The organism is Methyloglobulus sp., assembly GCF_964779595.1.
In genome coordinates this window covers 1-20,449 of sequence record NZ_CBAROL010000038.1, presented here as the reverse complement: position 1 = coordinate 20,449, position 20,449 = coordinate 1, and the positions used below count along the sequence as shown (strand labels likewise).

Annotated in this window: 20 protein-coding genes and 1 tRNA gene; 10 read left to right on the top strand and 11 right to left on the bottom strand. The window is 44.5% G+C overall.

The genetic code is table 11. The annotated features are described in order from the left end of the window. Both AC1YY3_RS11300 and AC1YY3_RS11295 read right to left on the bottom strand, forming a co-directional pair. On the bottom strand, nt 1-439 hold a 439-nt coding region (locus tag AC1YY3_RS11300), incomplete at its 3' end, for a FecR domain-containing protein (RefSeq protein WP_481824932.1). A gap of 478 nt (nt 440-917) precedes the next feature. After that, entirely contained in the window at nt 918-1,067 is a 150-nt protein-coding gene (locus AC1YY3_RS11295) for a hypothetical protein (protein ID WP_481824933.1), read from the bottom strand. Nucleotides 1,068-1,276: 209 nt separating this feature from the next. Between AC1YY3_RS11295 and AC1YY3_RS11290 the strand changes: the two genes are divergently transcribed. Further along, the gene (locus AC1YY3_RS11290; RefSeq protein WP_481824934.1) at nt 1,277-2,185 is read left to right on the top strand and encodes an NAD(P)-dependent methylenetetrahydromethanopterin dehydrogenase; all 909 of its coding nucleotides are present in this window, start codon (nt 1,277-1,279) and stop codon (nt 2,183-2,185) included. A 33-nt stretch (nt 2,186-2,218) separates the two neighbouring features. Next, a complete protein-coding gene (locus AC1YY3_RS11285) occupies nt 2,219-3,121 on the top strand; it encodes an NAD(P)-dependent methylenetetrahydromethanopterin dehydrogenase (protein ID WP_481824935.1) in 903 nt (300 codons plus the stop codon). Nucleotides 3,122-3,133: 12 nt separating this feature from the next. On the opposite strand, the gene AC1YY3_RS11280 is transcribed toward AC1YY3_RS11285, so the two are convergent. Further along, a complete protein-coding gene (locus tag AC1YY3_RS11280) occupies nt 3,134-3,772 on the bottom strand; it encodes a response regulator (RefSeq protein WP_481824936.1) in 639 nt (212 codons plus the stop codon). Nucleotides 3,773-4,085: 313 nt separating this feature from the next. Between AC1YY3_RS11280 and AC1YY3_RS11275 the strand changes: the two genes are divergently transcribed. Together AC1YY3_RS11275 and AC1YY3_RS11270 are read left to right on the top strand one after the other, a co-directional pair. After that, the gene (locus tag AC1YY3_RS11275; RefSeq protein ID WP_481824937.1) at nt 4,086-4,787 is read left to right on the top strand and encodes a Crp/Fnr family transcriptional regulator; all 702 of its coding nucleotides are present in this window, start codon (nt 4,086-4,088) and stop codon (nt 4,785-4,787) included. 215 nt (nt 4,788-5,002) lie between these two features. Beyond that, complete coding sequence (locus AC1YY3_RS11270; RefSeq protein ID WP_481824938.1) at nt 5,003-5,641, top strand: response regulator; 639 nt, start codon at nt 5,003-5,005, stop codon at nt 5,639-5,641. Nucleotides 5,642-5,661: 20 nt separating this feature from the next. Here AC1YY3_RS11270 and AC1YY3_RS11265 read toward each other — a convergent pair whose 3' ends face one another. The 3 genes from AC1YY3_RS11265 to AC1YY3_RS11255 form a co-directional block, all read right to left on the bottom strand. After that, nucleotides 5,662-6,783, bottom strand: a complete 1,122-nt coding sequence (locus AC1YY3_RS11265; protein WP_481824939.1) for a methyltransferase domain-containing protein — start codon at nt 6,781-6,783, stop codon at nt 5,662-5,664. Nucleotides 6,784-6,991: 208 nt separating this feature from the next. Continuing rightward, nucleotides 6,992-7,954 (bottom strand): arsenosugar biosynthesis radical SAM (seleno)protein ArsS, encoded by a 963-nt coding sequence (arsS, locus tag AC1YY3_RS11260; RefSeq protein WP_481824940.1) that lies wholly within the window; start codon nt 7,952-7,954, stop codon nt 6,992-6,994. Continuing rightward, entirely contained in the window at nt 7,955-8,629 is a 675-nt protein-coding gene (locus AC1YY3_RS11255; protein ID WP_481824941.1) for a DUF3047 domain-containing protein, read from the bottom strand. It lies immediately after the preceding gene. A 217-nt stretch (nt 8,630-8,846) separates the two neighbouring features. On the opposite strand from AC1YY3_RS11255, the gene AC1YY3_RS11250 reads away from it, so the two are divergent. Beyond that, a tRNA-Leu gene (locus AC1YY3_RS11250) sits at nt 8,847-8,933 on the top strand. Nucleotides 8,934-9,627: 694 nt separating this feature from the next. Here AC1YY3_RS11250 and AC1YY3_RS11245 read toward each other — a convergent pair. Further along, the gene (locus AC1YY3_RS11245; protein ID WP_481824942.1) at nt 9,628-10,365 is read right to left on the bottom strand and encodes a helix-turn-helix domain-containing protein; all 738 of its coding nucleotides are present in this window, start codon (nt 10,363-10,365) and stop codon (nt 9,628-9,630) included. 110 nt (nt 10,366-10,475) lie between these two features. Here AC1YY3_RS11245 and AC1YY3_RS11240 point away from each other — a divergent pair, with 110 nt between their 5' ends. Further along, nucleotides 10,476-11,051, top strand: coding sequence for a DUF2934 domain-containing protein (locus AC1YY3_RS11240; protein WP_481824943.1), 576 nt, complete (start codon nt 10,476-10,478; stop codon nt 11,049-11,051). A gap of 52 nt (nt 11,052-11,103) precedes the next feature. On the opposite strand, the gene AC1YY3_RS11235 is transcribed toward AC1YY3_RS11240, so the two are convergent. The 3 genes from AC1YY3_RS11235 to AC1YY3_RS11225 all read right to left on the bottom strand — a co-directional run bounded on the left by AC1YY3_RS11235 (nt 11,104) and on the right by AC1YY3_RS11225 (nt 14,795). Beyond that, nucleotides 11,104-13,665 (bottom strand): DEAD/DEAH box helicase, encoded by a 2,562-nt coding sequence (locus AC1YY3_RS11235; protein ID WP_481824944.1) that lies wholly within the window; start codon nt 13,663-13,665, stop codon nt 11,104-11,106. 128 nt (nt 13,666-13,793) lie between these two features. Next, nucleotides 13,794-14,024 carry a hypothetical protein gene (locus AC1YY3_RS11230; protein WP_481824945.1) on the bottom strand — a complete coding sequence of 77 codons (231 nt, stop codon included), beginning with the start codon at nt 14,022-14,024 and terminating at the stop codon, nt 13,794-13,796. Nucleotides 14,025-14,054: 30 nt separating this feature from the next. Then, nucleotides 14,055-14,795, bottom strand: a complete 741-nt coding sequence (locus AC1YY3_RS11225; protein ID WP_481824946.1) for a site-specific DNA-methyltransferase — start codon at nt 14,793-14,795, stop codon at nt 14,055-14,057. Nucleotides 14,796-15,344: 549 nt separating this feature from the next. On the opposite strand from AC1YY3_RS11225, the gene AC1YY3_RS11220 reads away from it, so the two are divergent. Then, nucleotides 15,345-16,646, top strand: a complete 1,302-nt coding sequence (locus tag AC1YY3_RS11220; protein WP_482194485.1) for a tyrosine-type recombinase/integrase — start codon at nt 15,345-15,347, stop codon at nt 16,644-16,646. Nucleotides 16,647-16,818: 172 nt separating this feature from the next. Here AC1YY3_RS11220 and AC1YY3_RS11215 read toward each other — a convergent pair whose 3' ends face one another. Beyond that, complete coding sequence (locus tag AC1YY3_RS11215) at nt 16,819-17,493, bottom strand: SOS response-associated peptidase (RefSeq protein ID WP_482194484.1); 675 nt, start codon at nt 17,491-17,493, stop codon at nt 16,819-16,821. Nucleotides 17,494-17,607: 114 nt separating this feature from the next. Here AC1YY3_RS11215 and AC1YY3_RS11210 point away from each other — a divergent pair, with 114 nt between their 5' ends. The 3 genes from AC1YY3_RS11210 to AC1YY3_RS11200 all read left to right on the top strand — a co-directional run. Continuing rightward, entirely contained in the window at nt 17,608-18,036 is a 429-nt protein-coding gene (locus AC1YY3_RS11210) for a LexA family protein (RefSeq protein WP_482194483.1), read from the top strand. Between the two features lie 9 nt (nt 18,037-18,045). Beyond that, nucleotides 18,046-19,317, top strand: a complete 1,272-nt coding sequence (locus AC1YY3_RS11205) for a Y-family DNA polymerase (RefSeq protein ID WP_482194482.1) — start codon at nt 18,046-18,048, stop codon at nt 19,315-19,317. A 267-nt stretch (nt 19,318-19,584) separates the two neighbouring features. Then, nucleotides 19,585-20,449, top strand: an 865-nt coding sequence (locus tag AC1YY3_RS11200; RefSeq protein WP_482194481.1) for a site-specific DNA-methyltransferase, incomplete at its 3' end; no start/stop codon positions are given.

Here is a 20,449-nt window from a genome sequence, read left to right as displayed (position 1 = left end):
GTTGGCTGGCTACCGTGACCATAAATTCGGTGCCTTTGTGGACGGCATTGATAAACGGGGTTTGGACTTCTAGGCGTTGCGGCTGGCGGCTTCTGAAAAAGGTGCTGCCTTCCAGCAAATTGATAAACCAGGATGAGACATTTTGCTGCTGGGCAGAAAACGTCATCGTGGTGCTTTGGTCTACGGTGATGACGGCTTGATTGCTTAAGGTTAAGGTCGCACGACTCCATTTGGAGGTACGCAAAGTATCACCTGGGCAAAGCTGATCTGCTTTACGAATACTTTGCCAAATCTTCGCGCCATAATTCTGCACATCCACCCTGCCCTGTGCTGATGCCACTTTAGCCATCGGTTTCAGGCAAGTGGGTGCAGCTTCAATAGCATTTGGGGCTATCAAAGCACCAATCAAAACATAATGAGCAAAAGTTTTCTGACGCATATTATTGTTATTACAAGCAATTGGTGACTAAACAAAGGCATTACCACGCACGTGTTCTTCAAAAAACAGTCATCTGCGACATAGAAACGATCCCGCGTTCTAACGCATTTCATCTACCCTGATGATGGTAATGCACAACCTCAATCTTCTTGCATGGAATTGAACTACGTCAGCAACATGAGTGCAATCAGGTGATAATTTACCACCATCTATAATTGCGGAAAATTCTGTCGGGCGTTGCTCAAAGAAAAAAGATTCTGATGATAAGCATAGCTTATTTTGTGAGGTGTGATGGCAATAGTGGAGTTGAAAGCATTAAGCCACAGGCAATATATCCCGCGATGTTTCTTGAGTACGTAGGCGTACGCGGTGCGTGGCTCGAATGTAGCATGGAGGCGATGCGGAACTGTATTTTTATGAGGCATATTGCAAGAACGTGGCGAAGCGGATTTGATGACAATCCATGCGGCGCAATACGCTACGCTATTGTCGCTCTACAGGAGTGCGCCGTACACGCTTGCCGAAACAGATCAATTTCCGCCACCAGCAAGTCCCGTTTCCGCTCCAGCAGGACGACGGTAAAGAAATACGTCCCGTCCGCCACAAAGTTCCGGCGATAATTTGGCATTGTTACTTCCTCCAGTCCGCCCATTTCCCGCGAAGGTTCGGTTTGCGTAAGGCAACATCTTTTAATTCACCTTACAGGTTTAATTTATTGATGAATATTTTTTGCTAATACCTCTTATAAAAAACCGAAGGTGGATAAAAAATTGTGTCTATGTGTTAATCCATCGACTTTTCTTTTATACTCACGCGCTGTTTACTTGAGGACATAACATGGAAAAACCGTACATACTACACATGCTAACTACAGCAAAAAACCTTAGCCCTTTTGATGTGAATATGGCGATGGATGCCGGTTGGGTTTCTGCCGTGCCTTATATCAATGTGGAAGTCGGCGAAGTGCAAGGCTTAGTCCAGGATGCCATTTTTTCCCGCAGTGCAAAAAATTTAAAACGTACCGCCATTTTTATCGGTGGACGCGACACCAAACAGGCGATGGATATGCTGAAACTGGCGAAACAAGCAATGGTTTCTCCGTTTGAAATATCCGTATTTTCTGATCCCAGCGGTGCATTCACCACCGCAGCAGGCATGATGGCGGCAGTCGAGCGGGAACTGGCAACAAAATTCAACACCACATTGGCAGGAAAAAACATGCTTGCGCTCGGTGGCACGGGTCCAGTAGGACAAGCGGCAGCGGTGATTGCAGCAAAAGCGGGGGCAAACGTGAGGATTATTGGCCGTCAGCTTGAAAAAGCCCAGCATGTAGCGGACATGTGTAACAATGAATTCGGCGAAGGCAAAATCACTGTCACTGCGGGAGCTGACGCAGATAAGGCTGAATACATAAAAACAGCGGACATTGTGATAGCAACGGGTGCGGCGGGTATCGAATTGCTAAGTGCTGCATTGATAGCATCTGCCCCACAGCTAAAAGTTGCAGCGGATGTTAACGCCGTGCCACCCGCAGGCATCGCGGGGGTTGATGCGTTCGACAATGGCACAGCAATCGCGGGTTCAACCAGTGGTGCAGTCGGAATAGGTGCTTTAGCAATTGGCAATATCAAATATCAAGCGCAAAATCGCTTGTTAAAACAAATGATTGAAACCGATAAACCCGTATATCTGCATTTTGAACACGCTTTTGAAGTTGCCAGAGAATACGTTAAATCAGCTTCTTAACACGCATTATTCCCAATAAAAAACGAGGTTAACATGGAAAAACGCAGCATTCTACACATGCTAGACCCTATGCCCCACAACAGCCCATTCGACATCAATATGGCAATGGACGCGGGTTTCGATGTGATGATGCCGTACAGCAACGTCAAGCTGGAAAGCGTGCATGGCCTGGTGCAGGATGCGATTTTTTCACGCGGACCGTCTGGTGTAAAAAAGACCGGCATATTTATTGGCGGACGTAACTTAGGCTTGGCGGTCGATATGTTGGAAGCCGCTAAAAAAGCGATGGTGCCGCCGTTTGAAGTGTCCGTATTTGCCGATCCCAGCGGCGCATTCACTACTGCTGCTGCATTGGTTGCTTGCGTGGAAAAGCAATTGAAAGAAAAACATGGCAAAGAATTAAAGGATTGTCATGGTGTAGTTTTTGGTGGGACTGGTTCGGTAGGTATTGCCACGGGTGTCATTGCATCGTTAGCAGGTGCTGATATTATCTTGACCGACCATTTATCGGTAGATACCGCATTGGCAGTTGCCAACGAATACAATCACCGATTCGGCTGCAAGCTAAAAGGTACGTATGCCAGTTCTGATGCCGATAAAGCACGTTTGATTACTCATGCCGACATCGTATTCTGCACCGCTAAAGCGGGCATTCAGGTGTTAAGCGCAGATGTGTTGGACGATGCCAAGCAACTGAAAGTCGCTGGCGATGTCAACGCCGTGCCGCCTTTGGGTATAGAAGGCATCAAACGTAGCCACATGGGTGAACCGTTAATTCACGCGATTAACTCTACTGGTGCGGTAGGAATTGGTGCTTTAGCAGTTGGCAACGTTAAATATCAACTACAAAACATCTTGTTGAAATTGATGCTGGAGACGGATAAACCGTTGTATCTTGATTTTATGGATGCGTTTAGTAAGGCAAGAGAATTGTAAAAACCTTGTAAATCAATCCGGTATCATGTGACCAAACTTGACCGCTAATCGGGTTAATTCAACATCATTTTTAACATGAAGTTTGTCATACAGGCGATAGCGGTAAGTGTTCACCGTCTTATCGCTTAACACCAGCATTTGTGCCATTTCCTGTATAGTTTTGCCCTGCAAAATTAGCGTTACCACTTCTGATTCTCGCTGGGAAAGCTTGGAAAAAGGGGATTCTGCACTGCCAGGAAGCCCCTGGAGTGCCATATTATTCGCTACTTCAGTACATAAATAACGCTTTCCCGCCATGACTTTTCTGATGGCAAGCACCATTTCTTCAAGGGAAGAGCCTTTGGAAACAAAGCCCATAACGCCAATTTTCAGCAATTGTTGTGGAATAGGGCCGTCATTTTGTGCCGATATAGCAATGATTTTTACTGCTGAATCTTGTCTTAATATTCTCCGACAAGCTTCAACGCCACCAATACCGGGCATATTGACATCCATAAGTACGACATCGGCAGATAACTTCACCGCTGCACTCACCGCTTCTTCACCCGATTGTGCAACCCCAACGACAGTCATATCTTCAACCGCATTCAAAAGTGCTTCAAATCCAGTACGTACAAGTTCGTGATCGTCTACCAGTAAAATCCGAATCATTATTATTATTCTGCAAAAAACATTATTATTGTTAACGTGCTTACCTTAGCTGCAACACTCGCGATTATACAACTAAAATATCTTGGTGCATCCCCTCAACAGTTAAACCAGTTCGATAATGGCTGAAAAAATAAAAGCTAATTTATACAAACTACCATGTAACATTCGATTTCAAATAGGCAAGCTGCTATTTCTACTAGCTCAACCGCAACACCTATAGCACTGACATTAATAATCAAATTGACTACACTATAACACTGTAGAATTAACGATTAATGTATCGCTCAACCTGAATTTATTGAGCAGCAGCATTTTGTTACATCCAATAAACCAACCCCAAGGTGCAAAAGTGCAGCAAGACGTATTGGCAGGACTTAAAAAAATTCCTTTTTTGTCAAACTTATCAAACGATGTTTTGCTCAATCTCGCAACCAGAGCAAAATCCGCAAAATTTCCAAGACAAACTATGGTAATCACTGAAGGCGACGAGACCAGCTCGCTCTACATCATGCTTTCCGGCAAGGTGCGGGTATTTAGCAGCGATGATAAAAGCAAGGAAGTCACGCTCTTGACTCAAGAACCCGGCTCTTATTTTGGCGAGATTGCCCTATTAAGCGATGAACCGAGATCAGCTTCTGTGGTAACGCTTGAAAACACCGTGTGCGCGGTCATTTCAAAAACCGATTTTATTAATTGGTTGCTGAATAATCCTGATGTGGCAATCAATTTATTGGGCGTATTATCAGAAAAAATTAGACAATTAACCGATAAAGTCAGGCTGATGGCGTTATCGAACGTGTATGAGCGCACGGTCAACGCGCTACAGGAATTGGCGGTTATCGAAGGCAATGTCAGCATAATTCATAATCGCCCCACGCAACAAGATTTGGCTTCGATGGTTGGCGCATCGAGGGAAATGATCAATAAAATCATGCACGAACTCACTAAAGGTGGGTATGTAACCATCGAAGATAAAACCCTCATTATCAATAAAAAACTGCCTAGTTCTTGGTAATAGCTTTCAAATTGTCCAAGACCATTGACTTTAGAAAGAACACGCCTTTCCATCTCGATTTAATCAAGTATAGGTATTTGTACCAATAGAAACTGCCTAAAAAAAAACAGATAATAGCCACCAATTAAAGGAATTGTTTGAAAATTTTTCCAAGGATGCGCGAGTAGTTGGCAACGTATTCGTTCGGTGTTATCAGTTTAATACTAGGTCTAGCCATGAATAAAATAGCAATAGTAGAAAGTCAATCGATTGTCCGTGAAGGCTTGCGGATGCTTTTATCTGGGGAATCAGGGTTATCGGTTTCTCATGCTGCCGATCCAATCGCACTTTTTAGGCAAACTTGGAGTAGGCCGCCAGATTTAGTCATAATGGATAAAGTCATGCACAGCATGAACGGAGTCGAGGCGATACAAGAGGTCAAAATACGCTGGAATACCACGAAGGTATTGATCTTTACTGACAAAAAAGAAGAAAAAAACATCATACGGGCATTTCAGGCCGGAGCCAGTGGTTATATTTTGAAGGATGCAGATCCCGATGAGCTGTTATTCGCAATCACCCACCTATTATCAGGTAATTTCTATGTATCTCCAGCCATCTTGCCAACCGTCATCCGAGGCTACTGTCGAATGGAAAAAACGCTGGTTGAGGGTTTTTGTGGGGTTAAGCTGTCCATGCGCGAAAGAGAATTACTGAAATTAATTGCAGAAGGTAACAAAAACAAGGATATGGCTGATATTCTTTGTCTGAGTATCAAAACTATTGAGACTCACCGTAGCAATTTAATGAGAAAGCTGGACATTCATAATGTTGCCGACTTAACCGTATTTGCTAATCGCTCAGGTATGATTTAGCAACAGTTACCACAACACCATTAACAACAAGCACCACTGGGAACACATTTATCCTGATGCTTTCCACCCTTGGTTTCTGAAACTGAGCGTATCGTACCCGTAGCGCAATCCCAGGGTGTTCCTGGCACATCAACTGCTGGAACGATACCGATAAAATGCTCGCCGTAAGCATCGCCTGTCAGTAGCTTATAAGTACGTTCACACACCGCCATGCGTTCACCTCGATAGTAGACATGCCCGTCATCATCATAAATTTCTGAGAACGGACCGCGATAAATGACGGCATGACCTTTGTCGATGCAGGGATCGGTTTCTGGTTTGACGGCGGTGACGGTAACTGAACGGAATTCAATGCCTTCCACGACCTGCCAGGGCTGGCTTTCCCATTTGTCGTAGCTGACCGCAAAAAAGCCCGCCTTGACAAAGGCTTCTAGGAAATCATGCTCCTGCACTGCACCAGAAATACAACCGCTCCACAAATGTTGATCTTGCTTTAGATGTTGAGGTACATGCTCATCACTGACTATGTCGGAAATGGCCACCCGCCCACCCGGTTTAACGACGCGGAATATTTCCTTAATCATCTGCTCTTTATCACTATCATGCACCAGATTCAGCACACAATTAGACACCACGAGATCAATCGAATTGTCCTTAATCAATGGCGAATTACTGCGCTGCTGTTCTTGCCAAACGCGTAAGTTAATGACATCCTCGGCTTTACGAATTGGATTTTGGGCGAGATACGCATCCATAGCAGCCACATCCAAAGCTAAATCTTGAATCTGCCCTTTTACAAATTCGACCCGGTTTGAACCCAGTTTCTGTGCCATTTCCGGCTGGTACTTACGTGCCAAGGCCAGCATATCATCGTTCATGTCCACGCCGATAACCTTGCCCTGGTCACCAACCAGTTGTGCTGCCATGTAACAAATTTTACCGGAACCTGAACCTAAATCGAGGACAACATCACCTTGTTTGACGTAGCGCGAAGGATCGCCACAGCCATAATCCTTCTCGATGATTTCCTGGGGAAGCATCGCCAGTAATGTGCGGTCATAATCCACTGGGCAACACAAATCGGCTTGTATAGCTTCTGCGCCTTGTGAGTAACGCTCTAACACACCTGCTTCTACGGTCATTTTTTATTCCTTGCTAAGTTTTTATTTGGATTCTACACATCCCTGAGGAAGTCCTTCGACAAACTTCCTTCGACACGCTCAGGAAGAACGGTAACTCATTGATTCTATTCATGATGAAAATTGCTTGAATCCGTTCCGTGGTGAGTCTGTCGAACGCTCTCCTGATTGAAGTCGAAGGGCATGAAGGAACAACAAGTTCACGCAAATCTCATGCCAATGCCCCACCGCAACTACTGCCCTGCCCCGCCGTGCAACCATAGCAATGCTGCCGTACCGCAATCGCTGCATTGGTTAAGCTGTTGCTTTGCAATTCGCTTAAATGCGTTTTGTTACTCAGACCAGCACCCAACGGCAAGTTCAACATTTGGTTAAAATCGCAATCGTACACAAAGCCTTGCCAGTCGATGCTGATGGTGTTGCGGCACATCACGCCCGACAGGTTTTCAGGTCTATAATTAGCTTTTAGTAGCTGGATATAATCGGTAAACAAGCCTTTGCTGATTAACATGCTGCCAAAACGCTGTATTGGCAAATTAGCCATCGCATACAAGTGGCTGAACACAATGCCATATTCGTCAAATAAATGTTGTTTATAGGCTTTTTCCAGCGTGTCTTGATCGGGCGGCAAGTTGTTGTCTTGCGGATTAAACACTAGATTAAGCTGTAACTGACTTTCGTGCTGACCATAACCCAAATCATTAAGCTGCTTTAAAGCGGTAATGCTTGCGCTGAATGTGCCTTTACCGCGCTGCTTGTCAACATTATCTTCCAGATAGCATGGTAGCGACGCGATAATGTCTACTTGGTTGTCGGCAAGAAAGGCAGCTAACCCTTCATAACCGGACTCTTGCAGGATGACCAGGTTGCAACGGTCAATCACTGTGACAGCCATCGCTCTGGCTTGTTCGACCAGATACTTGAAATGCGGATTCATCTCCGGCGCACCGCCGGTTAAATCCAGAGTATGTATATTTTCACGGCGGATAAATGCCAAGATTAAATCAACCGTTGCCTTATCCATCAATTCAGTACGCTTAGGTCCTGCATTCACATGACAATGAGTACAGCTTAAATTGCACAAATAGCCCAGGTTAACCTGTAAAACCTTCAATGCTGTTCGTCTAATGGCAGGGAAATCAGTCGATTCTAGATGGGCAAGCGTGTCGTGCATTTATTCCGCCGTAAAGTAAATATCGCCATAATACGCTGTTGCTTTGCCTTTGGTGTCATCGGTATCGGTCATAATGGCAACTGCGTCGATGTATTGTATATCTTCACCGGTTAATTGCTTAAAGTCAGTGCGAATATTACGCTTTTCAGAAATCCACGTTCCGGTTTTGTCTGCTGATGACCGCACGGCAATCATCATGGCATGATCGCCAGCATAAGGATTAGGCCACGTCTTGTCTTTTGGTGAGGTGCTTGCCCACACATAATTAATGGCTTTGGTGTTCCAGAACACCAGCCCGCCACTTTTGACGACGTAAACACGGGCGGCAAAATCATCGCCTGCTTTGGCTTGCTCATCAATGTTACCTAAGCGATTCTCGATGCGCCAACGCCAGTTCATGATCGGCGTTATTTGCAGATCAATCCGTTGTTCATGGAATAAACCCGATGCAGCGGCATTGCTGTCGGCTTTCAATACTTGCGAACCTGTTAGCTTGCTGATTTGATATTGGGTTTGTCCTTTAAACTCTTTCGTTTTCCAACCCGTCAACGATCCCGTAGAAAAATGACTAATCTGCAACTTATTTAGTGCTTGTTGTTCAGCGAGTGCATTTGTAGCCACCATCAACAAACATACACTGAGCAACCTTACGTTTTCACGACATATAGCAAGCATTCGTACTCATCCTTATCCAAAGCTATTGATTCGACAGTCTAATATTAAAAGCGTTCGATCCGAATCATTAAGGTAACCGCTTAAGGAATACCGTACACACGGTTATTGTCGATAAATCAGGATAAGCTAAAAACAGCGACAAACCAAATAAAACCAGGATTACCCTAGTTTATTTTCGATGATGATATATAATGCCGTCCTCATCAACGTTATCGATGCCTCGGTGGCGAAATTGGTAGACGCAAGGGACTTAAAATCCCTCGTTCGTAAGGACGTGCCGGTTCGACTCCGGCCCGAGGCACCAATCATTAATACATTAGAAATTAATAATTCTTCTGTACCTATCTGTAAAATTGCTGAACGAGTCCAGGGCGTGCTTAGGGTGAAATCGTCTGATTTCAATCCTTGAGTATTGACCGTTTGGTTTCAAAAATATAACTCCCGACCTTACTCCTAGTTAATGCCCATCTTACCCAGCGCATAGCACAGCCGCAGGTAAGCATAGGTTTGTTTATGTTCATCGAAAAGCTGACGTTAAGAAGAGTACTTCTTCTTGCGGATTTTTATCGCTTATAGTGGCCTTTTTACCCACACACTTGAGTCCTAGAAGGATTAAAAGGCACTAGCAGTGACCTTCCCAAACCTGAAAAATAATACGCGCTTTTCCAGTGATTATTTGATTTAGATCAATTCACCAGCAAGCTGACTAGCTGACAATAGCTACACCCTGTGGGGTTAGACCAATTCCTTGGTGTCAGTGGTAACTGATGAGGGATATTACTTTAAATCACGAGCGAGAAACACGATGAACATTATTAGTAAATTATTCATACTGATTATTTCTATTGCTGCACTTGGTGGCTGTATTGACCAAGATCAGGGCAAAATGCAGGGCGGTAAAGCAGCGACTGAGGTCACAAAATAATGATCTAGATCTGCCCAAACATTCACAAGCCAGGGATTGGCAAGTGATTACCCGTGCGTATTAGCGAGATGGACTAGCTGCTCGCTGAAAAATGTTTAGGTAGACACGGTTCAACGATTGCTTTTAGCACGTCCAGCTTGTTGATTTGCACACTGCGTTGTTTGACGGTAATGATGCCAGTTTTGCTAAGGTCTGTTAGTTGTCGGCTGACGGTCTCTATAGTAAGACCTAAAAAATTGGCGATGTCGTGGCGACGCATGGATAAGTTGAAGTTCGTGCTAGAAAAGCCCAACGAGTGATAGCGGGTGGATAACATCAACAAAAAGGTCGCCATTTTTTCTTGTGCACTGCGGTTGCCGAGCAGAACGATATGGTTATGTTCGGAGAGAATTTCTCTACCGATAATGTGCATAAGCTGTGCCTGTAAGCTGGGTATTTTGCTGCATAACTCATGCAGTCTGGGTAGTGGCACTTCACATACTGTTGCCGTTTCCAGTGCTACGACGGAACAGTGGAAACGACCGTTCTGCAAGGCATCTAAACCCATCAACTCGCCGGGCAAGTAAAAGCCTATGGTTTGTTCAATGCCGTCAGCATCTGAGACAAAGCTGCGAAATGAACCTGATTTGACGATAAATACGCTTTGTGCCTGACCCGCTTGTCGGTACAAATAGTCATCTATTTTTACCGGAAGTTTGCGTTTGACTATGGTTTCTAGCCGAGAAACTTCTTCCGGCGTGAGTCCGTTCGGAAGGCAAAGATCAGCGATTCTGCAATGCAGACAATCTACTTTGTGGAAAATTGATTCCATCGTATTAATCCAATATTGGGTTATGTCTCGTTATCGACAGCTCGGTTTTTTTATTCATAGTCACCAAATATACAGAATTGTTTGTATTTCAATACTATAGGATTTGGCAAATGGGTATTCCTTATTACACAAACAACCACGCATCTTGGCAAGACAGCCTTATGAAACCTGATTTTGAATCAGCAAAAATGAGCAAACAGTTTACCAAAATTGTGCCTAACACGAGCAAAAACCATAAATCTTCAATAAAAACCAATACTCGTCAAAAACGAAAACCGACTCTATCTAAACCGTTAAAACACCAAATTGATAGCATCTCTCGCCAGCAATGGATTTCCGATGCCGCTTACTATAAAGCCGAAGCAAGCGGTTTTAACCCCGATTTTAAACTCACCCATTGGTTAGAGGCCGAGCAAGACTATATTGAGATGTTGGTGGATTTGTTTTTATCGGTATTCAGGGAAGACGACTCTATGTCCATAACGGGTTTAAGAGAACTTGCGAAAACCATAGGCATGTACAAACCGGAATGTATTGTCTCAGAGCCAGAGTTAATTCGCTTAATTCAAGCAGCCAGCCATCACCGCCCTTGTTTTAGGACTAAACCCGGCGAATTGTGTAAAGACCAAGTTGGTTGCCAATGGGAAACTGAATGTCAAAAACTCGTGGCTGAATGGCGACGTTGATGTCTGCTGTGTATGGCTGTACGTAGCTTCTTTTTTTCAGAAAAACACCAAATCAAGCCACCAATATCTTGTTAAGGGCATTCTGCCAATCATTCTCAAACACCATCTGAAAAGCTATTTTGTCCTTGCAATTTACCAGTTCCAATTCACCTTTGGGCTTAATATCGCTTGTTAGAACAGCATTGATTGTGTTGAATAACTTTTCCTTGTATCCAGTATCCTCGCTACCCTTCAAATGTTCGCCTTTGGATTCTATAAAATACAGCCGTTCCACTCCATCCTTACCCGCTTCCAGTTTTACCAGAAAATCAGGGTATATTTTTTCGCGCTTCCAACCTTGTATAGAATATTCTGTTCCTTTTACTGCCAGCCTGTGCCACCATTCCACAACGTCTTTATTGTTGATAGCGAGTGCTATAGGTTTTTCCAGCCCGTTAAAATTAGAAAAATATTGCGGCTGGAATAGGCTTTTGTCTAAAGTTACGGCGGTCTCGTTTATGTTGCGCTGCACCTCTATTTGTTCTGCCATTTGCCAGTTCAAATTCAAAAATGGCTCGGCAAGCAAGCGCAAAAAAACGATGCCATCATCCAGCTTGCGCCTAAAAATTATCTCAGATTGTTCAAGCATCCAACGGTAACAATCCTTTTTGATTTCCTCGACTATGAACACAGAATTAAGGGCTATTTTGGCTTCGCTTATGCTATTTCCACGAAGCTCAGATAGAAGTTTCTCAATAATTCTATAGGCTTGCCATGCGTTAGGTACTTTTTCCATTAACTGGCTAACCATCAAGGTAATACTGATTTCGTTGGTGATTTTTTCTGATTGTCTTTGTCCCGTTAAAAAATCAAGTTGCCCTGATTCTTCCTTTTTCCAGTCTACAGTTAGCCCCTGATAATCCATCTCATCTTTATCTGCAAGGGTGGTGGTTTCCAACTGATTGAAACTGTAATTGTCCCATTCAATATCGCCTAAAATATCCGCGTAATAATCAAACTGGGCGGGTTTCCCGTTGCGGATCACATTGAGCGAAGGCAAGAAAATCTTTGTGCCTTCATATTTCCCCAACCGCTTTAAAGTTACTTTTTCTTTGCCCGTTGCCCCGCCACCGCCTGTCACTATCTGGTCGGACACGTCCCCTAAGCCTTCATCTTCCAACCCTTGTTTAATGCCTTCCGCCGCACTGTTGACATCCGCATTGTCACAGTAAACATAGCATTGGTTTAAGGCGGGAATAGACGTTTCAAGCGCATGTGGCTGTCGTAAGACCCTGCCAATAAACTGAGTGAGCGCAGTTTTCCCTTTGGTATTGGATAAAATCGCCAATACATAAGCAAATGAACAATCCCAGCCTTCTTTAAGCGCGTCTTTAGTGATGATATAGCGCACTGGGCAAAGCTTATCGAAAAGGTCATCATCACGCATTTCGTTCTTTTCTGATAACTTGATGCGAATTTCCCGTTCCAACACGTTCAAGTTTTTAATGAGATAAGTTTTTATCGCCTCCACATGGTCAAAGGCTTGCCCCTGCTTTTTCGGTTCGGCTTTAATCACCATAATGGGGCGGATATACCGACCTTCATCGGCTTGATATTGCTCTGCCGATTTATTGAGTTCAATGATTTTCTGGTGTGCCTGATTAAGCGTGTGCTGCCAGTTTGCTTCGCCATAAGAGGTGACATTGATGGGCAATTTTATCATCTGCTCTTTTTTCAATTCTTGTCCGCCCACATTAACCAGTACATTGCTGTGGTCTTTGGGCGTTGCTGAAAGCTCCACAATAAACGAGGTATTAAAGGAGTTGACGGTATCCTGTGCCAGCTTAGTTGCGCCTTTATGGCCTTCGTCAAAGATAGCGATTGGGCGCAACAAGCGCATGACATTGCCCAGTGAGTGTTTAATGGATATTCCCGTGATAACATTCGGTTCATTATCAAAAATATCTGCTGGGTCAAGATTAGGGACTGCTGAATGCAGGGTGTTATTGGCGTTATAATCATCCAGCGGCGGAAAGAAGCTTTCAAAACGCCCACTATCTTTGAACATTTTCAGGGCATCTTTATTGTTGCAATTACTCGCTTGCAGCATTAGCAACATAATACAAAGGTTATCCGCCACATCTTGTGCGGTAAATTTATCCTGCTTTTCTAAGATCATCGTCCTGCCACCGCTTGCCCTGTCCAACATCTGTCGGTAAGGGTGTTCCTTATTGCGTAACTGTTTGCTGGTTTGGGTGTAGATAGTTTCGCTTGGCACAATCCAAAGCACAAAGCCGTTATTACGCTTGAAATAATCTTGATTTATGCGCTGGATAGCTGCGGTTGCCAGTAAGGTTTTGCCGCCGCCAGTTGGCACTTTGAAGCAGATATTGGGAATGTTGCGCCCCATCCCATCAAGACGCACGGTATAGTTAGAACGATAAACCGCCTTCTTTGCTTTTAGGGATTCCCAGGCAAGCTGGCAATAGTCGGATTTTTCAGGTGATACGGCAGCCTTGCCCTTATGTTTTTGAAACTCAAAATAATCCTGCTTTTCGGCTTTCTGCGTTTTTAATTCGTCAAGGTAGCTGTCCAGATAGTCCAATACCTTGATTTGATAGTCTTTGAATTCCATAATGAAAACACGCTAGAAAGTTAAATTAGGTAGTTGGAGTACAAGCCTTGGCTTGTTCTAGCTTTAAACAGCACAAACCTAGGTTTGTACTCCGAATTATCAAACAGAACACTAACGAAAACAGCTTGCTAAGCCCCCACAACTTTATGAATGCTGTATGGTAATTGGCAAAAGGTGATGTTTTGGGCGGAGAGTTCTTTTTGTCCCATATATTTAGCCGTGGCGAAAACCAGCTTTTCCTTTTTGCTGTTGCGGGCGGCTATCGCTTTTAGTTTGATGTCATTCAGTGCGGAATCATTGCCGCGTAAAAAGGCAACATCGGGTTTATAAATCAAATAGACTTGAGCCGGACGGGGCATGTTGCCCCGTTCGTAGGGTTTCGACGTGGTTCAGCAACGACACCGTCGGCAAAACGTGAGTGACGGGGTAACATACCCCGTCACGCGTTCATTACGATTCCTTAACTCTCTGATGTTGTATTTACCAATTTTATCTAATAAATTAAGGTCGTTATTTTCTTCATCTTTAATTAGTTCACCAAAGTCTACGTCTAAAGTTTTGGCATACAATAATAGATATTCATGAGTTTTTGCGATTTGGTTATACGTCTGTCCACGACTATTGGCTCTAATTATTACTTGTGAATAAAAGTTTTCTTCACCAAAAATATCATCCATCACTGCCCGTAAGTAATGCATCTCGTTATCATCAATACTGACAAAAATAACCCCATCATCTGCCAACAGCTCATGCAGTAACTTAAGGCGAGGGTACATCATGCACAGCCATTTGTCGTGGCGTTCCATATCTTCCTTGTCTACGGGGTTGGCGTTTTTCTTGAGCCATTCCTTCATCAACGGCGAATTGACGTTATCGTTATAACACCAACCCTCATTACCCGTGTTATACGGCGGGTCGATATAAACGCACTTGATCTTGCCCGCATAGTGCGGCATCAGGGCTTTTAGCGCGTGCAGGTTGTCGCCGTGAATAATCAGGTTATCATCCAGGCTGGGCTTCTTGCCATTGGCGGAAAGAGACTTTTTGCTGTCAACCAACAATTCCCGAAACGGCACGGAATGATGGTGGGAATAAATAGACTGCTTTCCCTTAAATTCTAATGTCGGCATGATATGGTCCTGATAGTTTTGTTATTCTTCAAGTTTATTCTTCCCATAAAGTCAGGTGCGAGGCACTCTCGTTTTAATGCAGGTATGCGTGTAATGTCGGTGCTACTTCGTGAGCAACGATATTGCTTGTGCGGATTTAGCTGAGTTTGATGAATATATCGAGAGCTTTAGCAGTATTGTAAATATGGGTGGGTAAGCCTCAACAACACCCAAGGCTTTGACAGACCACTAATCCATGCGAAAACAGCAATAACTTTCTAAAGTGTACCCGTAATTGATTTAATTGGTCGGGACGAGAGGATTTGAACCTCCGACCCCTTGCACCCCATATAGGTTAATGATTGTGTAATCTGGTTTAATGATGTTTCTCTTAATGATTTATATTAATATATTTCAGCTAGTTATTTATTTTTATTGTCCAACTAGATACAATGCAATCCGGCTAAATACAGTTATTTTGCTATCCCGAATGCTATCCCGATATAATTAAGCTAATTCATTGGTTTTTTAAAACATAATTAAATTTTCAAAAGCATATAGAGTTCCAAAATGGCTATCAACAGAATAAAACCACTGTCTTTTAAGCACTTGAAGCCTAGCGACAAAGAACAATTAATACCAGACGGTGGTAATTTGTATGCGAGGGTTAGACCTATAAAAGACGGTGGAGCTATCTCCTTTCGTTTCTATTACCGTTTTGAAGGAAAACAAAAATGGCTGACTCTAAAAGCTAGTGATTTACCCGAAGCACGAGCAGAACGTGATCTTTATTCGCAAATGCTAAAAGACGGCATCGACCCTAACCTTGAGGCAAAACTCCAAAAAGAGCGTGTTCGGAAACAACAGCTTGATGAACAAGAAGCCTTAACAAAACTGGAAGCACGAGTAACTGTTCGTGGCTTATTTATCCGGTGGCTTGATACCGAATTAACCCATCGCAAGGATGTTAAGGAAGTGTCGAGAATGTTTGAAAAGGACGTATTGCCAATTTTGGGCGAATTGTTTGTTGAAGATGTGCGTAAAGGCCACATAACTCAAGTCACAGATGCTTTATTGAAGCGTGGTGTTAAGCGCATGGCAAAAATGATACTTGCCCTTATGCGACAAATGTTCCGGTTTGCAGTTGACCGTGGCATTATCGAGTTTGACCCGACCGCCAGTATCCGTAAAGCCAAAATTGGCGGCAAGGACGTAGAGCGTGATAGGGTTTTAAACGAGCTTGAAATAAGGGCATTAGCACGTCAATTACCAGACGCGCATTTATTGAAATCTACCGAATGTGCTATCTGGATTGCCTTATCTACCCTTTGTCGCATCGGTGAGCTATCCAAAGCTAAGTTTTCAGATATTAATTTTGGCTTGAAGACCTGGACGATACCAGCAACAAATAGCAAAAATGGCAAGGCACATACGATTTGTTTATCCGATTTTACGCTGGCTCAATTCAAGCAGTTAAAACTGATTGCCCAAAGTGAAACCTGGATTTTCCCGAATCGTAACCATTCAAGTCATGTTTGCGATAAATCAATTACGGTTCAAATTACTGGCAGACAAAACACAAATATACTTAGCAACCGCTCTAAAGATTCTCAAGCCTTGGTTTTAATGGGCGGTAAGTGGACACCGCATGATTTAAGGCGAACAGGGGCTACGATTATGGGCAATTTGAAAGTTGCGCCCGATGTGATTGAAAAATGCCTTAACCATACCGAGGAAAACAAAATCAAGCGTATCTACCAGCGGCAAGAATTAAAAGTAGAACAGGCCGACGCATGGCGCGTGTTAGGTGAACGCTTAGATTTGCTGTTAAGTATGGATAGCTCAAATGTCGTTTTGATGCACAATCATTAACCGATCTTAGTCCCAACTTTTGCCTTCCTCCGCCAACTAAAGGGCAAAGAGCAGTAAGGGATCAAGTGAAAGGAAGTTAACGGAAAAGGGCTTACCCTGAAAGGGCAATGAACTAAATGGCTACAGCCTTACTCCCGCTGGTTGTTAGCAAGTTGGCCGAATCGGGTAAAGCCTAAGCCATTAATGGAATAATGCAATTTCTATCATTGTGACGTGGGCTATTTACTTGCGTACTCACCCGCCAAGCGGTCATTTCATCCGCTGGATATTGGGCAAGTAAGGTCTGCAAGCCCTGTTTGTTGGTGTTGGCGGTATCCAGCCAAGTATCCCATGTTTCCGGCGGCAGGATCACGGGCATCCGGTCAAGGATGGGTTGCATGAGTTCATTGCCTGATGTCACGATGATGGTACAGGATTCTATCTCGCTGCCGTCGCTACCTTGCCAGTGTTCCCATAAGCCAGCCAAAGCCATCGGCTCTTGGCTGTTCAGGCTGATGTACCACGGTTGCTTAGTTTTACTATTAGAGATTTCCTGCCATTCAAAATAACCATCGGCGGGTATCAAGCAACGGCGGTGCTGGAAGGCTGACCTAAAGGACGGTTTCTCAGCAACTGTATCCGCCCGTGCGTTGATGGTGCTGTAGCCAATCTTAATGTCTTTCGCCCAACTGGGGATAAGTCCCCATTTCGCCAGGGCAAACAAGCGGTGGCCTTGTTCGTTCCTGATTATTGGGATGGCTTGTGAAGGGGCGACGTTATAACTGGGCTGCAATTCCAGCAGGTTTTCGGTCTGGAACTTCTTGGCTAGGGCTATCGGGTCAGTGTAAAGGGCGAATCGTCCACACATAAAAAATAACTCTCGTTAAATCATTGGCTTTGGTTTTCGGCAAAAATAACAAGAACTAATACAGAACATAATGGTTTATAGTATAGCCCTTATCGTACCTTGTTGGACTGACTTATGCCGCATTACATCACTCCCTTATTCAATGCCCCCCTTAAGTTGCCCTTGTTCAGTTGCAGTGTAGCCGCTGGCTTTGCGTCCCCTGCCGATGACCATCTGGAAGCCGAATTAAACCTCAACGAATACCTGATTGCCCACCCTTCGGAAACTTTCTTTGTGAGGGCGAAGGGTGATTCCATGCAACAAGCGGGTATCTTCGACAAAGACTTGTTGATTGTAGACCGTTCCCTTACGCCCAAAGACAACGACATCGTGATTGCGGCAGTGGCGGGGCAACTGACAGTAAAACGGTTAGTGGTTAAGCGTGGTGAACCGTGGTTATTTCCGGCGAACCCTAACTATAAGCCAATACCCATCAAGGAAGGCTCGGAACTGCATGTGTGGGGTGTGGTTGTCCATGCCATCCATAAGGTCAGCAATATTTAGTAATCATCCATGATCGCCTTGGTTGATTGCAATAATTTCTATGTAAGCTGTGAACGGGTGTTCCAGCCTTCTCTGGAAGGCAAGCCCGTGGGCATCCTCAGCAACAATGACGGTTGCATCATCGCTAGAAGTGAGGAAATTAAACGGTTAGGCGTGGCAATGGGTACGCCTTATTTCAAGATTCCCGATCTCATTAAACAACACAATATCCAAATCCTGTCCTCAAACTATGCGCTGTATGGCGATATGTCCCGCCGTGTCATGCAAGTGTTGGGCAGGTTTACCCCGACTATGGAAGTCTATTCGATAGATGAAAGCTTCCTGGATTTATCCGGCTTCTCGCTAGACTTGACCGCTTACGGCAACACAATAGCCAAGACCGTCAAGCAAGGAACGGGCATTCCGGTTTCCATCGGCATTGCCCCAACGAAGACACTGGCAAAGCTGGCGAACAAGTTGGCAAAGAAAGGCATAGCGGGTAACGGTTCGGTGTTTGTTTGGGATACCCTTGCCGAACCGGATAAGCTACTGGCAACGATCCCCGTCAAGGAATTGTGGGGCATTTCATCCGGCTTAGGTAAACGCTTAAACCAGTTAAGGATTGATAATGTCCTGGCAGTGAAACAAGCTAACATCCAACTAATCCGCAAAAAGTTTGGTGTGGTGGTGGAACGGATGGTGAGGGAGTTAAACGAAATCCCCTGTATTCCGCTGGAAATGATCGCGCCTAAGCGAAAGCAAATCCTCACGTCCCGCAGCTTTGGCACACGCTTAAGCACTTTGCCGGAATTACGGGCGGCGGTGTCGGTGTTTGCCACCCGCAGCGCGGAAAAGCTACGCTCACAAAACCTTTGCACCCAAACCTTATGCGTGTTCATCCATACCAGCCCGTTTGCGCTCGACAAGCCGTCTTATAACAACGCCATCACGATAAGCCTAGACCAGCCCACCCAAGATACGGGCATATTGATCCGTTATGCCCTGGCGGGATTGGAGCGGATATTCAGGACAGGGTATGAATACCAACGGGCGGGGGTGATGCTGCCCGACCTGATGCCCAACGGCTTACGGCAATTAAGCTTATTTGACGACGATGCAGGCCAAAACCCAAAATCAGAACGCCTAATGACGGTGCTGGATGCCATCAACCACGCCCACGGCAAGCATTCTATCCGCTATGCCAGCCAAGGCTTAAGTGCAAGGTGGCAAATGCGGCAACAGTTGAAGTCACCTGCTTATACGACAAGGTGGGAGTGTTTGCCCATAGCTACGATTTGTTAGCTGAATAAACAAGTTGTCACCAGTTTTATAATCCTCGCTTTACCCGCTTTTTTCTTAACCACGAATGCAATACAGCATTATTTTGGTAAACGGTTTCATCCTGCCAGACTAGCTATTTTGATAAAGTTGCATACCTCTTTAATGTATTAAAGCCCCAAAAATAGTAATTTATTGCTATTCTTCAACCGATGTTTAGCGTTTAATAGCGAAAAAAACCAGCCCATAACCCTGCGTATCTAGGTGTAAGCGGCATACAAGAATAAAAAAATGGCCGACAACTACGACGATTACAACCGTGAAGAACTGATTCGTGAGTTGCGTTTGCGTGACCGCAGGCCGCGTTTTGGGCTGGTTTGGGAACGCAAGGAAATTGAACACGAAAAGGCGGTGAACGATGATTTTGTCACCTTGGATTTTGTTCCCGCCTTATCCTGTGGCGAAGCCCCTTACCGTAACCTGATTATCGAAGGCGACAATTTTGATGCCTTGCGCTATCTACGAATGACCCATGCAGGTAAGGTGAAGTGCATCTATATCGATCCCCCTTACAACACAGGCAACCGCGATTTTATCTACAACGACCGCTTTGTGGACAAGGACGACACTTACCGCCATTCCAAGTGGCTAGAATTTATGAACCGCCGCTTGCAATTGGCGCGGGATTTATTGACTGAAGATGGGGTGATCTTCGTGTCCATAGGTGAAGACGAACAAGCTCGTTTGACTTTGCTTATGGATCAAGTATTTGCTGGCTTAAAAATGGGAACATTTATTTGGCGTCGTCGTAGTGGCGCACAAGATGCGAAAGAGCGTTTTCAAAGCGTGGATCATGAATACGTATTAGCCTATGGAATGCCTTTATTTCGCTTTGGTGGAACAGCCAAGAATGTTGATGACTATAGCAATCCAGACAGCGATCCTCGTGGTGATTGGGTTAGTGGCGATTTGAATCAAGGCAAAACCATGAAACAACGCCCTGATGCTTTTTATCCTATCTGTAACCCAGCGTCGGATATTTGGTATCCCTGTGACTCGGATAGTGTTTGGCGATTTGCGAGTAAATCCAAACTAACCGAAAAAAAGAAAATCCGCACTAAGCCGATTGAAGTTTTGATCGATGAGGGACGCTTAC

Coding starts and splice junctions, on each gene's coding strand:
- AC1YY3_RS11215 (WP_482194484.1), bottom strand. CDS start 17,493: ATGTGTGGACGATTCGCCCTTTACACTGACCCGATAGCCCTAGCCAAG.
- AC1YY3_RS11210 (WP_482194483.1), top strand. CDS start 17,608: ATGCCGCATTACATCACTCCCTTATTCAATGCCCCCCTTAAGTTGCCC.
- AC1YY3_RS11230 (WP_481824945.1), bottom strand. CDS start 14,024: ATGCCCCGTCCGGCTCAAGTCTATTTGATTTATAAACCCGATGTTGCC.
- AC1YY3_RS11205 (WP_482194482.1), top strand. CDS start 18,046: ATGATCGCCTTGGTTGATTGCAATAATTTCTATGTAAGCTGTGAACGG.
- AC1YY3_RS11285 (WP_481824935.1), top strand. CDS start 2,219: ATGGAAAAACGCAGCATTCTACACATGCTAGACCCTATGCCCCACAAC.
- AC1YY3_RS11290 (WP_481824934.1), top strand. CDS start 1,277: ATGGAAAAACCGTACATACTACACATGCTAACTACAGCAAAAAACCTT.
- AC1YY3_RS11245 (WP_481824942.1), bottom strand. CDS start 10,365: ATGGAATCAATTTTCCACAAAGTAGATTGTCTGCATTGCAGAATCGCT.
- AC1YY3_RS11240 (WP_481824943.1), top strand. CDS start 10,476: ATGGGTATTCCTTATTACACAAACAACCACGCATCTTGGCAAGACAGC.
- AC1YY3_RS11255 (WP_481824941.1), bottom strand. CDS start 8,629: ATGCTTGCTATATGTCGTGAAAACGTAAGGTTGCTCAGTGTATGTTTG.
- arsS (WP_481824940.1), bottom strand. CDS start 7,954: ATGCACGACACGCTTGCCCATCTAGAATCGACTGATTTCCCTGCCATT.
- AC1YY3_RS11220 (WP_482194485.1), top strand. CDS start 15,345: ATGGCTATCAACAGAATAAAACCACTGTCTTTTAAGCACTTGAAGCCT.
- AC1YY3_RS11295 (WP_481824933.1), bottom strand. CDS start 1,067: ATGCCAAATTATCGCCGGAACTTTGTGGCGGACGGGACGTATTTCTTT.
- AC1YY3_RS11280 (WP_481824936.1), bottom strand. CDS start 3,772: ATGATTCGGATTTTACTGGTAGACGATCACGAACTTGTACGTACTGGA.
- AC1YY3_RS11265 (WP_481824939.1), bottom strand. CDS start 6,783: ATGACCGTAGAAGCAGGTGTGTTAGAGCGTTACTCACAAGGCGCAGAA.
- AC1YY3_RS11225 (WP_481824946.1), bottom strand. CDS start 14,795: ATGCCGACATTAGAATTTAAGGGAAAGCAGTCTATTTATTCCCACCAT.
- AC1YY3_RS11235 (WP_481824944.1), bottom strand. CDS start 13,665: ATGGAATTCAAAGACTATCAAATCAAGGTATTGGACTATCTGGACAGC.
- AC1YY3_RS11270 (WP_481824938.1), top strand. CDS start 5,003: ATGAATAAAATAGCAATAGTAGAAAGTCAATCGATTGTCCGTGAAGGC.